General features: G+C 71.9%; 16 protein-coding genes and 1 tRNA gene. 11 read left to right on the forward strand and 6 right to left on the reverse strand.

The genetic code is table 11. The features are described from left to right. Nucleotides 1-286: 286 nt before the first annotated feature. Nucleotides 287-360 (reverse strand) — tRNA-Gln (locus ABZT49_RS18510). A gap of 502 nt (nucleotides 361-862) precedes the next feature. Between ABZT49_RS18510 and ABZT49_RS18515 the strand changes: the two genes are divergently transcribed. From ABZT49_RS18515 to ABZT49_RS18530, 4 genes are all read left to right on the forward strand, one after another. After that, nucleotides 863-1393 carry a MucR family transcriptional regulator gene (locus tag ABZT49_RS18515; protein ID WP_355287873.1) on the forward strand — a complete coding sequence of 177 codons (531 nt, stop codon included), beginning with the start codon at nucleotides 863-865 and terminating at the stop codon, nucleotides 1391-1393. Between the two features lies 1 nt (nucleotide 1394). After that, a complete protein-coding gene (locus ABZT49_RS18520; RefSeq protein WP_355287874.1) occupies nucleotides 1395-1541 on the forward strand; it encodes a hypothetical protein in 147 nt (48 codons plus the stop codon). Next, on the forward strand, nucleotides 1538-2029 hold the full coding sequence (locus tag ABZT49_RS18525; protein WP_355287876.1) for a lysozyme inhibitor LprI family protein: 492 nt from the start codon (nucleotides 1538-1540) through the stop codon (nucleotides 2027-2029). The genes ABZT49_RS18520 and ABZT49_RS18525 overlap by 4 nt, the downstream gene beginning before the upstream one ends. 120 nt (nucleotides 2030-2149) lie before the next feature. Next, nucleotides 2150-2377: a hypothetical protein gene (locus tag ABZT49_RS18530; RefSeq protein ID WP_355287878.1), complete on the forward strand. Its 228-nt coding sequence runs from the start codon at nucleotides 2150-2152 to the stop codon at nucleotides 2375-2377. Between the two features lie 258 nt (nucleotides 2378-2635). On the opposite strand, the gene ABZT49_RS18535 is transcribed toward ABZT49_RS18530, so the two are convergent. Beyond that, a complete protein-coding gene (locus ABZT49_RS18535; protein WP_355287880.1) occupies nucleotides 2636-3175 on the reverse strand; it encodes a hypothetical protein in 540 nt (179 codons plus the stop codon). A gap of 162 nt (nucleotides 3176-3337) precedes the next feature. Here ABZT49_RS18535 and ABZT49_RS18540 point away from each other — a divergent pair, with 162 nt between their 5' ends. The 3 genes from ABZT49_RS18540 to ABZT49_RS18550 all read left to right on the forward strand — a co-directional run bounded on the left by ABZT49_RS18540 (nucleotide 3338) and on the right by ABZT49_RS18550 (nucleotide 4452). After that, nucleotides 3338-3799, forward strand: coding sequence for a hypothetical protein (locus ABZT49_RS18540; protein WP_355287881.1), 462 nt, complete (start codon nucleotides 3338-3340; stop codon nucleotides 3797-3799). A 16-nt stretch (nucleotides 3800-3815) separates the two neighbouring features. Continuing rightward, entirely contained in the window at nucleotides 3816-4133 is a 318-nt protein-coding gene (locus ABZT49_RS18545) for a hypothetical protein (protein WP_355287883.1), read from the forward strand. Between the two features lie 103 nt (nucleotides 4134-4236). Beyond that, nucleotides 4237-4452, forward strand: coding sequence for a hypothetical protein (locus ABZT49_RS18550; RefSeq protein ID WP_355287885.1), 216 nt, complete (start codon nucleotides 4237-4239; stop codon nucleotides 4450-4452). 15 nt (nucleotides 4453-4467) lie between these two features. Here ABZT49_RS18550 and ABZT49_RS18555 read toward each other — a convergent pair whose 3' ends face one another. The 4 genes from ABZT49_RS18555 to ABZT49_RS18570 form a co-directional block, all read right to left on the reverse strand. Continuing rightward, a complete protein-coding gene (locus tag ABZT49_RS18555) occupies nucleotides 4468-5883 on the reverse strand; it encodes an amidase (RefSeq protein ID WP_355287887.1) in 1416 nt (471 codons plus the stop codon). A gap of 35 nt (nucleotides 5884-5918) precedes the next feature. Continuing rightward, nucleotides 5919-7046 carry a glycosyltransferase family A protein gene (locus ABZT49_RS18560; RefSeq protein ID WP_355287889.1) on the reverse strand — a complete coding sequence of 376 codons (1128 nt, stop codon included), beginning with the start codon at nucleotides 7044-7046 and terminating at the stop codon, nucleotides 5919-5921. After that, nucleotides 7043-7789, reverse strand: coding sequence for a lysophospholipid acyltransferase family protein (locus ABZT49_RS18565; RefSeq protein ID WP_355287898.1), 747 nt, complete (start codon nucleotides 7787-7789; stop codon nucleotides 7043-7045). The genes ABZT49_RS18560 and ABZT49_RS18565 overlap by 4 nt, the downstream gene beginning before the upstream one ends. Before the next feature lie 77 nt (nucleotides 7790-7866). Further along, on the reverse strand, nucleotides 7867-9399 hold the full coding sequence (locus ABZT49_RS18570; RefSeq protein ID WP_407943528.1) for a phytoene desaturase family protein: 1533 nt from the start codon (nucleotides 9397-9399) through the stop codon (nucleotides 7867-7869). Between the two features lie 208 nt (nucleotides 9400-9607). Here ABZT49_RS18570 and ABZT49_RS18575 point away from each other — a divergent pair, with 208 nt between their 5' ends. The 4 genes from ABZT49_RS18575 (at nucleotide 9608) to ABZT49_RS18590 (ending at nucleotide 11952) form a co-directional block, all read left to right on the forward strand. After that, complete coding sequence (locus ABZT49_RS18575; RefSeq protein ID WP_355287893.1) at nucleotides 9608-9904, forward strand: hypothetical protein; 297 nt, start codon at nucleotides 9608-9610, stop codon at nucleotides 9902-9904. 184 nt (nucleotides 9905-10088) lie between these two features. Further along, on the forward strand, nucleotides 10089-10214 hold the full coding sequence (ykgO, locus tag ABZT49_RS18580; protein ID WP_012334921.1) for a type B 50S ribosomal protein L36: 126 nt from the start codon (nucleotides 10089-10091) through the stop codon (nucleotides 10212-10214). Nucleotides 10215-10324: 110 nt separating this feature from the next. Then, on the forward strand, nucleotides 10325-10918 hold the full coding sequence (locus ABZT49_RS18585) for a hypothetical protein (protein WP_407943529.1): 594 nt from the start codon (nucleotides 10325-10327) through the stop codon (nucleotides 10916-10918). A gap of 32 nt (nucleotides 10919-10950) precedes the next feature. Continuing rightward, nucleotides 10951-11952, forward strand: a complete 1002-nt coding sequence (locus tag ABZT49_RS18590) for an alpha/beta hydrolase (RefSeq protein WP_355287900.1) — start codon at nucleotides 10951-10953, stop codon at nucleotides 11950-11952. The last annotated feature ends 3 nt before the right edge of the window (nucleotides 11953-11955 follow it).

Genomic DNA, 11955 nt, shown 5'->3' on the forward strand with positions numbered 1-11955 from the left:
GCCCATTCCTCATCAGACACGTCGGATGGATAAGCGGGGCGATCAGCACTCATCCACCTCAACGCTCACGCTCCATCATAAGTTCATAACACGCTCTGGGAGATCGGGGGCATGGCGGCGCATTACTCGCGCGAGACAAACCTCGAACCAAAGCTCCGAGGCGTGATGGTCAAGCTGGATTAGGAGAACAGAATGCGCACGAAGGCTGTCTAACCAGCGGGACAGACGTGTCCAACCGCTTCGCGAGACGCTTGACGATTTTGCGCTAAGTGTTTGAGAAGATTGATGGCTGGGGGACGTGGATTCGAACCACGACTAACGGAGTCAGAGTCCGCTGTTCTACCGTTAAACTATCCCCCAACGAGGCGCTTCGCGCTGTGGAGCAGAGGAGCGATCCGTCTGTCCGGGGTGGCGCGTCACCGCCTCGGGTGCGGTGCTGATAGGCCGGTTCGCCGGACCGGTCAAGGCATTCTTGCGGGGCGCGGAGCATTCTTCGGAGCGCGGGGCATCGTCGCGGGATGCGCGCGGGCGCGGGAGGGCGGTGCCGCGGCGGATCGATCCGGGCCGGCCCCGATGCCTGGAAGGTTTCGGCGGGCCGACGGCCGGCGGTGCCGGTCTCGCTGTCGCGCTGCGAAGGCTGAGGCGGCGACGGGGGCGGTGCAACACGCCGGGCCTGCGCTGCGTGACCAACGTCGCGGCGGCCGATGGCCGGATGAAGAACGGTCGGGAGAAGCGAGAGACCGTCTGCGATACACAGGTTTTCCTTCGAGTCGATACGGTTTCACTTGATGAAGGCGTGCTGCGCCCGATATGCCTGGACGACTCGGAGCGAACCGGGTTGCTCAGATCGGGATGGAACCTCGTGTCGGACGTCAACCTGGAGCAGCAGTCTGAGTTCGTCGGCCTCGCCGCCGACATCGTCTCGTCCTATGTCGCGAACAACAATCTCCAGATCGCCGAGCTGCCGGGATTGATCGCGTCGGTGCACGCCTCGCTGTCGGCGCTCGGCCAGCCGGCGGCCCCGGTGGTCGAGGAGAGCCGGGCGACCCCGGCGCAGATCCGCAAGTCGGTCACGCCCGACCACCTGATCAGCTTCCTCGACGGCAAGCCCTACCGCTCGCTGAAGCGCCACCTCACCTCGCAAGGCATGACGCCCGCCGAGTACCGCCAGAAGTTCGGCCTGCCGCACGATTACCCCATGGTCGCGGCGAGCTACGCCGCCCAGCGCTCGGCGCTGGCCAAGAGCCTCGGCCTCGGGCAGCGCCGGCGCGACGCCGCGGCGGCCCAGGCCGCCGAAGTGGAGGCGGCCGAGCCGGCGCCGCCCCCCGCGGCGGAGGTCCCCGCGGAGAAGCCCGCCCCGCGCCGCCGCTCGCGCAAAGCCGCGGCCGAGTAGGATGGCGCTGGCCAATCCCTGGCGGCAGGCGCGGGGACGCCGCCTGCCGTCGCGCGAGCAGGCGCTGCTGCTCCTGACCGGCGCGGCCATCGTGACCGTCGGCGTCGTGCTGACCGGTGGCGACTGGCTGGGGCATTGGCCCGGATGAGGTGCCGCCACGGCGCGGCGGCCCGCGGGCGGGCCCTCGCGATTCCCGCCTTCGTGCTCGTCGCCGTTTGGGCGGTCCCGACCCAGGCGGCCGCTCCCGGGGACAAGCCGGTCTCCGCAGCGGCGCTCCTGCGCGCCTGTACCGGCATAGCGCTGCCGGAGTACCGGAAGGGGGCGTGCCTCGACGACGCCGCCAAGGCGCTGCGCGAGCGCCTGGGAGCGCTGGTGGAACGCCGGCTCGCCGCCATCGCGGCGGTCGCCACCCGTCCGCCGAGCCCCGGCAGCCTCGCCGGGCGCGAGGATGCGGAGAACTGGCGCAAGGCCTTCCTGGCGGCGCAGGGCGCCTGGGAGGAGTATATCCGGCGCCACTGCGACAGCCTCTACGACTTCGACTACCATGGCGGCTCGGCGGCGGGGCAGCTCGCCTCGTCGTGCAAGATCCGGCTCCTCGGGGCGCGGATCGACGAGTTGCAGGAGCCGAAACCGTGAGCGAGAGCATTTTCCGGCGAAGTGGATCCCGGTTCGTCGAAGACAATGCGACAGAACAAACACTTAGAGCACCTCACGATTGCGTTGCGATCGTGAGGTGCTCTAGCGGGAGATTCGTCGATGAGTGCGCCGCTGACCTTCGAGGATGACGTCGAGGCGCGCCTGGGCGCCCTCGAGCTGATCGTGACCGCGCTCCTGCGCGAGCGGGCGGAACGCGATCCGCAGGCCCGGGAGGCGGTGCTGGCGGCGTTGCGGCGCGAGGCCCAGGTGCCGGCCCCGCCGACGCCGAAGACCGAGGCGGCGCTCGCCAAGGCCGTGGCGCTGGCGGAGATCATCCTGGCGCCCTGAATGGGCGCGGAGCCCTGACGGGACGCGAGCCGGCGTCCCGGATTCATCTCAGATTCCTGCGCTCAAGCGCCGCTGATCGGCTCGGTCACCGTGCCGGTGCCGGCGCAAGCCGGGCAGAGGTTCTCTCCGGTGCCGGGCGTGCCGGGATCCGCCTGTCTCCCGGCTTGCGGTCTCCCGGCCTGGGTGAACCGGCCATGGCGTCCCTCCGGCGAGGTGAGCGGCGGAGCCGGGCGCGACCGCCCGGCTCCGCCTCATGCGTCAATAGCCGTAGCCGTACGAGACGCAGGTCCCGTAGACGTCGTCGTAATACGCGTAGGGGCCGCAACCGCCGTACGTGGCGCCGTAGCCGCCATAGCCGTAGCCGCCGTAATAGCCGACGTTTGAGAGGCCGTAGCCGAGCCCGAGCCCCAACCCGACCCCGGCGAGGCCGTAGCCGAGGCCGCGCCCGTAGCCCCCGCGATAGCCGTAGCCCCGATACCCCCCATAGCCGCCCCGGTAGCCGCCGACGCCGACGCCGCGGTACCCGCCGAGGCCGCCGCGGTAGCCGCCCCCGAAACCGACGCCGCGGTAGCCCGCGCCGAGACCGGCTCCGCGGAAGCCACCACCGAGGCCCGCGCCCCGGAAGCCGCCGCCGAAGCCGCCACCCCGGAACCCGGCCCCGCCGAAGCCGCCGCCGTGGAAGCCTCCACCGCCGCCCCGGAAGCCGCCACCGCCGAAGCCGCCGCGGGCATCGGCCCCGGCCGTGGACAGGGCGAGGGCACCCGCGGCGAGCGCGGATGCGAGAACGAGATGCCTCATGGCACCATCTCCTGATCGTGAAGAAAGGGTTTCCTCAGGGCCGAACAACGCCGGCCAACAAGGGCGGTTCGGCGTCGGCGCGCCGGATGCCGCCGGCTCGCGGCTTCGTGAGGCAGCAAACCCCCGGAAGCCGTCGGCGTGAGGCGAACGGTCCGAGAATCCTTGCTGCCGCGGCGGGTCCAGAAAAATCGTTCTCACCGTGCGCCTCAATTATTGAATAGATTTTTTCAAAATTCGTCGTTTAAAATAAATGTTTCCTCTCCTAAACAATTTCGTCCGCGGCAGACGATTCGCGGCTCCAAACACTATTGCGCCGAACTGCACCTGAAGATCTCCATGTCCGCTTGCGCCATGCTCACCTACAACAACGTCACTCCAGCTGCCTGGCAGTGCGGTGTCCAGCTCGCCGCCAGCTACGGCGTGACGATCACGACGAATCAGGGCAAAGCCTCGGCCAAGGGCTTCACCATCGCCTGGAATTACGATCCGTCGGCGCAGACCCTCTCGCTGCAATGCACGGACAGTCCGTTCATCGTGCCGTGCTCGCTGATCAACAACTTCATCGACGAGAAGGTGCATAGCTGCCTGAGCCAGAACGGCGTCGCCATGACAGCGATGATCTGAGTTCGGAGGTCCCGCGATGGAAGCCGCTCCCGATGGGGCAGGGTCCGAAACCGCGGCCGCGCGGGAGGAGGCGCTCGGCGCCTTCTCCCACCAGCTGGCCGAGGCGCTCGGGCGTCCCGCCGACCTTCCCCGCGAGACGGCCGAGCGCGCGGCGGTCGACCCGCTCTATCTGCACACGCTGATCGCCCGGCGGGACGCTCCGGACGCCGTGTCCGGGCTGATCGCGCAATCGAGCGGGACGAGCCTGCCGAAATGGGCACCGCGTCCGACGCATGTGCTGGTGGCCAAGGCCGCGCGGGCCCTAAGCAGAATTGCACAGGGCAACTCTGCTTAGATTCTTATTTTTGCATCATTTTCGCCGCCGAACCGGTGACCGCTTCGGCGAATGATGCTGAGCGCACTGCGCGACCGCGGGCTTCGGGCTGGTGGGCCCGGAGGTGGCGGAGCGCCGGCGCCGGGCGTGCCTGTCCTGTCCGGAGCTGCGGGCGCCTGGCGGGCACCCGATCCATCGCCTCGCCGGCGCGAGCGGCAGCGGCGTCTGCGGCCTGTGCAGCTGCGCCGTCGAGAAGAAGGTGATGCTCCCGACCGAGAGCTGCCCAGCGCCGGCGCCGGACGACCCGGCGCTCGACCGCTGGGGCGAGCCGCGCGACTGACCGCGACGGGCGGGCTCAGCCCCGATGCGTCACTCGCGGCTCGGCCAGGACCGGCCAGGGATAGGCCGCCTCGAAGGCGCGCGACGCCGCGAGCACCCGCGCATCGGCCCCCATCGGCCCGACGATCTGCAGTCCGACCGGCAGGCCGCCTTCCGTCAGCCCGCAGGGCACGCTCGCGGCCGGCTGGCCGGTGAGGTTGAAGGGGTAGGAGAACGGGGTCCAGTTGAGCCAGTCGTCGCCGAAGCGCCCGTCCGGCGGCGTCAGGTTGCCGGCCGTGAAGGCGGGGGTGGCGAGCGCGGGGGTCAGGAGCAGGTCGTAGGTGCGGTGGAACCGCGCCATGGCGGTGTAGAGCGCGCCGCGGGCGTTGAGGGCGGCGACGAAGTCCGGTGCCGAGATCTGCCGTCCGCGCTCGGCCGCCGCCCGCAAGGCCGGCTCGACGAGGCCGCGCTGCTCCTCCGGGATCCCGCGCAGAACGTACCAGGCGCCGACGAGCCAGATCCCGTTCAGGGTCTCGACCGGGTCGGAGAAGCCCGGATCGGCCTCCTCGACGATCGCGCCGAGCTCGGTGAAGCGCCGGGCCGCCGCCTCGGTCAGGCGTGCCACCTCGGGATCGACCTGGGTGGCGAAGCCCAGGCGCGGGCTCCAGGCGACGCGCAGGCCCCGCACCCCGACCTCCAGGCCGGCCGTGTAATCCGGCGGCTCGGCGAGGGAGGCCGCCATGTCGCGGGAATCGGGCCGGCTGATCGCCTGCATCATCAGGGCGGCATCGCGCACACCCCGGGTCATCGGCCCGAGATGCGCCACCGGCCCGAAGGGCGAGGGCGGGAAGGCCGGCACCCGGCCGAAGCTGGGCTTGAGCCCGAAGACACCGCAGAAGGCGGCCGGGATGCGGATCGAGCCCGCCCCGTCGGTGCCGATATGCAGGAGGCCGAGATTGAGCGCCGCCGCCGCGGCGGCCCCGGCCGAGGAGCCGCCCGTCGTCGTCCGCGTGTCCCAGGGGTTGCGGGTCGAGCCGGTATGGCTCGAATCGCCCAGGCCCTTCCAGCCGAATTCCGGCATCGTGGTCTTGGCGAGCGGGACCGCACCGGCCTCGAGGAGCCGGTCGACGATGGGCGCGTTCTCGGTGGCGGGCGTGTTGGGGGTGGTGAGCGAGCCGCGGCGCATCGGGTGGCCGGCCCAGGCGATGTTGTCCTTGACCGTGAAGGTCACGCCGTCGAGGGGGCCGAGGGGCTCACCCCTGGCCCAGCGCGCCTCGGAGGCGGCGGCCGCTTCGAGCGCGCCGTCGCGGTCGACCAGCACGAAGGCGTCGAGGTCCGGGCCGTGCCGGTCGATCCGCGCGAGGGCATCCGCCGCCACCTCCCGCGGCGAGAGGGTGCGGTCGCGGTAGGCCTGCACCATCGCGGTTCCGTCGAGGTCGCGGATCTCGGTCATGCTGTCTCCCTCATCGACTTATCCGGCCGGGCCACTCACCCGGCAGGGTAGGTGCGGCCCTTCCAGGTCGCGACCCCGGCTTTGGCCGGGCGCAGGAGCGCGTTCCATTGCAAGGCCAGGGCCAAAGCCACGGTGAGGGGATGGAGGGGAATCGTCCAGGGGTCCTCGCGGGCAAACAGCGTGATCGCCGCCCGCGTGCCGAGGGAGAGGGCGAGGGCCGCCCCCGCGAGCATCGCGTCGCCGCCCCCCGATTCGCCGGCCCCCATCAGCGCGGCGATCACGAGAAGCAGGGGCAGGACGTGGCCGCCGCCGAGCAGCAGCGTCCAGACCGGGAGGGCGCGGGGCGTCGCCAGGCCCTCGTGGGCGTTCTTCGAGAAGCCGGCCCAGGACTGCGCGAAGTCCGTATACATCCGGCAGGTGGCGAGGGGGGACGCCGCCACGAGGTCGGTGCGAAGGCCGGCGCGGCGGAAGATCCGGGGCAGCCGCACGCCGTCATGCAGGCTCTCGCGGATCGCCCCGTGGCCGCCGACCCGGCGATAGCCGTCGGCCTGCACCATCACCAGCTGGCCGCAGGCCGCCCCGAGGGCGGGATCGCCTAAGCGGCGCATCAGCGGGATCGGCAGGTAGCCGAGCAGCAGGAAGTTGATCATCGGCACGGTCAGGCGCTCGCCAAGCGAGCCGGTGACCTGGCGCGGCACGCCGCTGACGAGAGCCGCGCGCGAGGCCGCGACCGCCAGGGACGCGGCGCCGTGGGGCGCGAGGCGGACATCGGCGTCGATGAACAGCAGGAACCGGCCGGTCGCGGCCTCGCCGAGGACGTGGCAGGCGTGGTTCTTGCCGGTCCAGCCCGGCGGCAGGGGCGGCACCGCGATCAGGCGCAGGCGGGGATCGCGGGCGGCGATCTCCTCGACGATCGCCGCCGTCCCGTCGGTCGAGTGATCGTCGGCGACGATCACCTCGATCGGCACGCCGGTGCTGGCGAGCGCCGCCGCTAGGGTCGGGCGGATGTTGGCGGCCTCGTTGCGGGCCGGGATCAGGATCGAGACGAGACAGTCCGGCGGCGGTACCCCGGGCGCTCCCTTGCGCAGGGCCCAGAGATTGGCCAGCGCCAGGACGGCCGGCAGCAGCGCGAGGGCGAGGGCGAGGACGGCCAGGATCGTCACGGCGCCCGGCCCTCGCGGTGGCCGGCGACGAAGCGGCGCCCGGTGAGCGCCGCCACCAGCCGGTGCCAGGCCTCGTAGACGCCGCCAACGCCGCGCCGCCCGTCCAGCAGGGAGGCGAAGCGGGCGGGATCGCGGCTCCGCACGTCGGCGCCGAGACGGTCGAGGGTGGCGGTCAGGTCGGCCTCCAGGCGGGCGAGGCGGTCCGGGCGAGGCAGGGCGAGGAGGTCGCGGGCCGGGATCCCCGGCCCGAAGGCGACGCAGGCCTCCGCCCCGCGCTCCTCCCAGAAGGCGTAGTCGAGGGCGAGCGGCACGAACAGGGCGTCGGGCGCCAGTTCGGCGAGACGCGCGACGCCGGGGCGCAGGGCCAGCGGCCGCTCGCGCACGTCGCTGAAGCGCCCCTGCGCGGTGATCCACAGCACCCGCCCCGGCCGCTCCAGGATCTTGCGGGACGCGGCCATGAACGAGGCGGCGCCCCGGGGGCTGTCGAGATCGACCCCGAAGGCGCCCATTCGGGCAAAGATGCGGTAGCGGGCGAGCATCGCGGCGTCGAACGGCGCGTAGCTCTCGGCGGCCGGAAAGAAGCGCTGCGCGAGCAGGATGATGATCGCCGCGTCCCACCAGGCCGGATGGTTGCAATAGACCACCACCGGGCCGGCCGCGGGCGCGGCCAGGGGCTGGCCCCAGTTCGCGAGCCGTAAGGCGTTGAGGTGGCGCCTCGCGTAGCGGGCGAAGTACACGCCCATGAAGCGCCAGATGGCGGGGGAGCGGGCCGCGACGGGGTCCGGGGGCAGGCCCCGCCCGGGCGGGCCGTCCCGCCCGCTCACGAGGCCGCCTTCAGGTCCTCGGTGGCGCCTCGGGCATCTTGGTCGAGGGCGTCGGCGGCGATCCAGCCCGACATCATCACCATCGGCATGCCCGGCCCCGGATGGGCGGCGCCGCCGGCGAGGTAGAGGCCGCGCACCTCCCGCGAGCGGTTGCCGGGCTTGAACGCCCCCATGATCCGGCCGTGGGAGGCCAGCCCGTAGATCGCGCCGTTCAGCACCTTGTAGCGGGAATGGATGTCCGCCGGGGTCAGGTGGCGCTCGACGACGATGCGCTCCTCGATGTCCGGCATCCCGGCGGTGCGCTTCAGCTTGTCGAGGATCTTCTGGCGGTAGGCCGGCAGCATCTGCGACCAGTCGTGGTGCGGGCGAAGATACGGCGTGTGGACCAGCACGTAGAGCGCCTCGCCGCCCTCCGGCGCCACCGAGGGGTCGGTGCTGCTCGGCGCGGCGAGATAGGCGGTCGGGTCCGGGGCCGGCTCGCCCTTGCGGTAGATCGCGTCGAACTCCTCCTCGGGGTCGCGCGAGAACACGAAGTCGTGGTGGGCGAGGTGATCGTAGCGCTTGTTCAAGCCGAGATAGAGCACCACGCCCGAGCAGGCCGGCTCGAAGCTGCGCTTCTCGTAAGTCCGCCCGACCTCGCCGCCGACCAGCTCGCGGTAGGTGCGCACCGCGTCCATGTTGGAGATGACACGATCGTACGGCATCACCCGGCCGCCGACCCGCACGCCCTTGACGGCGCCGTTCTCGATCGCGACGCCCTCGACCTCGCTGTCGGCCTTGAGCGTGGCGCCGAGGTCGCCGGCGAGCTTCATCAGCCCCTCGGCCACCGCGCGGGTGCCGCCCATCGGGTACCAGACCCCGTCGGCGGTCTGCATGTGCGCGATGGCGCAGAGCACCGCCGGCGCGCCGTAGGGCGAGGAGCCGACATATTGCACGAAGTGATCGAGCATCTGGGCGAGGCGCGCGTCGCGCACCTTGCCCCGGATCGTGCTGGCGACCGAGGCGTGCATGCGCAGCGAGAGCACGTCGCGCAGGGTGCCGGGATTGAGGTTGGCGCGGATGTCGATCGTGTCGAACAGGTCCTGCACCGGCTTCCAGAAGAAGAACTTTTCCGAGACGCCGTGCAGGTGCTCGGACAGGGCGAGGAAGCGCTCGTAGCCCTCGCCGGCCTTCTGTCCGGGGGCGAAGCGATCCATCTCGGCCGCCATCGTCTTGACGTTCTCCATCAGGTCGATGCGGCTGCCGTCGTCGAAGAAGCAGCGCCATTGCGGATCGAGGCGGCGCAGGTCCATGTAATCGTGCACCGAGCGGCCGGATTCGGCGAAGATGCGCTCCAGCACCCGGGGCACCGTCAGGATCGTCGGCCCCATGTCGAAGCGGAAGCCGCCCTCGCGCAGGACCGCGGCCTTGCCGCCGATCCAGGCATTCTTGTCGTAGAGGGTGACGTCGTGCCCGCGCGAAGCCGCCACGCAGGCCGCCGCCAGCCCGCCCAACCCGCCGCCGACCACCGCGACCGAGGTCCCCGCCATCACGCCTCTCCCGATCGGGCGACGCGCCCGTTCCGGACAAGCTAGGCTCGGGGGTTGGCGGGTCAACGCGGGGGGAACGGCACATGTTGCCGCGCCGGAGATAGGCTTCCCCGTGCCGGAGGCATCCCTCGAGGTCAGGGAACCCAGGCCCGTCTCCGGCGGGTTGACCCGGCAGCACGCGGCCTCAGCCGCTACTGGAGACCCACACATGAAGACGACCTTCGCCCTCGCCGGCCTCCTCGCCCTCGGCCTCGCCGGCCCGGCCGCGGCCCAGGAAGCCCTCGACATCACGGTGAGCCCCCGCGCGACGAATCCGGTCGACCCGCTGGCCACCGGCAGCGTCCGCCCCTTGCGGCCGAACCCGAACGTGACCCCGAGCAACCCGATGGGCGTCGTCGGCTTCGACGGCCCGCCCGGCGGCACCACCAGCGTGATCGGCGACAGCGAGCCGCTCAGCCCGGGCTCGCCGGCCCTGACCCCGAACGCACCGTTCTCCCGGCCGTAAGGCCGCGACGTTTTCGCCTCGGTCCGGTTGACTTTTCGGGTCCCCGCCGGGTAAGTCACGCGCCTCCGCACGGGCGGTGCTTTCGCATCGCCCGGCGTCGGCGTTCGTCTTATCGGCGTTCGCCGCGAGCCCGCTTTCCCATCCGCGCCCGGGCGTTCCGGCGCACCGACGTGAGACCAGACCGATGAAGATCCGCAACTCGCTGAAGTCGCTCCGCGGCCGGCACCGTGACAACCAGCTCGTGCGCCGCAAGGGCCGGGTCTACGTCATCAACAAGACCCAGAAGCGCTACAAGGCCCGCCAGGGCTGAGGACGCGGGGCTTGCCGGGCTCCCCCGAGCCCGCGGCAAGCCATCGCGTTGACGGGGCAGCGCCGGCGCCGGACAGTGCCGGCATGCGCCGTCTCTCTCCTCCGATCTGCATGATGGCCGGCCTCCTCGGAGCGCCGGCTTTCGTCGTTTCGGCGATCGTGCCGATCGCGACGCCGGCGATCGCGGCCCCGAAGGACGCCCCTTCCAAGGACGCCCCGCGCGCGCCCGTCACCCTCGACGATCTGTTCGCCCGCCTGAAGACGGCCAAGGACGATGCCGAGGCCCGCGGCGTCGCCCAGCTGATCGAGCGCCGCCTCGACCGCTCCGGCAGCGACACCGTCGATCTCCTGGCGAGCCGCGCCGCGGAGGCGATGCAGGCCAAGGATTACCCGCTCGCCGTCGAGCTCCTCGACCGGGTGACCGTGCTGGAGCCGGCCTGGGCCGAGGGCTGGAGCCGGCGCGCCACCGCGTTCTTCCTGCTCGAAGACCAGGCGAGCGCGCTCGCCGACCTGCACAAGACCCTGTCCCTGGAGCCGCGCCACTTCGAGGCCTGGGCGGCGCTCGCCCATATCTACATGGCGAGCGACGACAAGACCCGGGCGCTCGCCGCCTTCCGCCGCGCCGAGGCCCTCTATCCCCGCATGGGCAAGGTCCACGAGGCGATCGAGCGCCTGAGCCCCGACGTCGACGGCCGCGACCTGTGACCGGCCGGCCTTTGCGCCGGCTCCAAGGACGGATCTCCCGCGTGCTGACCCTGATCGCCAGCCTCCTGGCCGGATTCGTGCTGGCGCTCGTCGCTGCGGGATGGCTCGCGACCTGGATCATCACTTGGGTGGTCGAGGCGCGCTATCCTCCGGCGGGCCGGCGCGTGGCGGTGGAGGGCGGGCACCTCGCGGTGCTGGAGGCCGGGCCCGGCGAGGGCGCACCCAGCCGCGGCACCGTCGTGCTGCTCCACGGGGCCTCGGCCAACGCCATGGACCCGATGCTGGCGATCGGCCGGCGCCTCGCCGGCGACGGCTTCCGGGTGCTCTCCTTCGACCGGCCCGGCTTCGGCTACAGCGACCGCATCGCGTCGGACGCCGCCTCCCCGGCGGTGCAGGCGCGGCTGATCGGCGAGGCGCTGGCGGCGATGAAGATCGGCCCGGCGCTGATCGTCGGCCATTCCTGGTCCGGCGCGCTCGCCACGGCGCTCGCCCTCGATCACCCCGAGCGGGTCGCCGGCCTGGCGCTCCTCGCTCCCGTCAGCCATCCCTGGCCCGGCGGCTCGGTCGGCGGCTACGCCGCCTGGTACCGCTCGCTGCCCGGGCGGATGCTGCTCACGCTCGCCACCTACACGGTCGCAGCACCGCTGGGCTTTGCGGCACTCGACCGCTTCGCCGAGGTGGTCTTCCGCCCGCAAGGGCTCCCCGAGGGCTATCTCGACGGCGCCCGGGTGCCGCTGATCCTGCGCCCTTCGACCTTCGGGGCGAACTTGCGCGATCTCGACGGGCTCTACGCCTTCGTCCAGCGCCAGAGCCCGCGCTACCGCGAGATCGCCGTGCCGACCGTCGTCATCGCCGGCGATAGCGACCCGGTGGTGAAGACCGACATCCACGCCGCGGCGCTCGGCCGCGAGGTGCCGGGCGCCAAGCTCGTCGTGCTGCCCGGCGTCGGCCACATGCTCCAGTACGTCGCCGCCGACACGGTGGTGGCGGAGATCGAGGCGCTGGCGGCGCGGGAGCGGGTGGGTGCGGAGTAGGGG

The organism is Methylobacterium sp. EM32 (assembly GCF_040593685.1).
In the GTDB taxonomy this organism is placed as follows: Bacteria; Pseudomonadota; Alphaproteobacteria; order Rhizobiales; family Beijerinckiaceae; genus Methylobacterium.

Bases quoted from the DNA above. Each gene is read 5' to 3' on its own strand.
- ABZT49_RS18530 (WP_355287878.1), top strand. From the start codon at position 2,150: ATGAGTGCGCCGCTGACCTTCGAGGATGACGTCGAGGCGCGCCTGGGC.
- ABZT49_RS18575 (WP_355287893.1), top strand. From the start codon at position 9,608: ATGAAGACGACCTTCGCCCTCGCCGGCCTCCTCGCCCTCGGCCTCGCC.
- ABZT49_RS18545 (WP_355287883.1), top strand. From the start codon at position 3,816: ATGGAAGCCGCTCCCGATGGGGCAGGGTCCGAAACCGCGGCCGCGCGG.
- ABZT49_RS18520 (WP_355287874.1), top strand. From the start codon at position 1,395: ATGGCGCTGGCCAATCCCTGGCGGCAGGCGCGGGGACGCCGCCTGCCG.
- ABZT49_RS18535 (WP_355287880.1), bottom strand. From the start codon at position 3,175: ATGAGGCATCTCGTTCTCGCATCCGCGCTCGCCGCGGGTGCCCTCGCC.
- ABZT49_RS18565 (WP_355287898.1), bottom strand. From the start codon at position 7,789: ATGGGCGTGTACTTCGCCCGCTACGCGAGGCGCCACCTCAACGCCTTA.
- ABZT49_RS18570 (WP_407943528.1), bottom strand. From the start codon at position 9,399: ATGGCGGGGACCTCGGTCGCGGTGGTCGGCGGCGGGTTGGGCGGGCTG.
- ABZT49_RS18525 (WP_355287876.1), top strand. From the start codon at position 1,538: ATGAGGTGCCGCCACGGCGCGGCGGCCCGCGGGCGGGCCCTCGCGATT.
- ABZT49_RS18585 (WP_407943529.1), top strand. From the start codon at position 10,325: ATGATGGCCGGCCTCCTCGGAGCGCCGGCTTTCGTCGTTTCGGCGATC.
- ykgO (WP_012334921.1), top strand. From the start codon at position 10,089: ATGAAGATCCGCAACTCGCTGAAGTCGCTCCGCGGCCGGCACCGTGAC.
- ABZT49_RS18555 (WP_355287887.1), bottom strand. From the start codon at position 5,883: ATGACCGAGATCCGCGACCTCGACGGAACCGCGATGGTGCAGGCCTAC.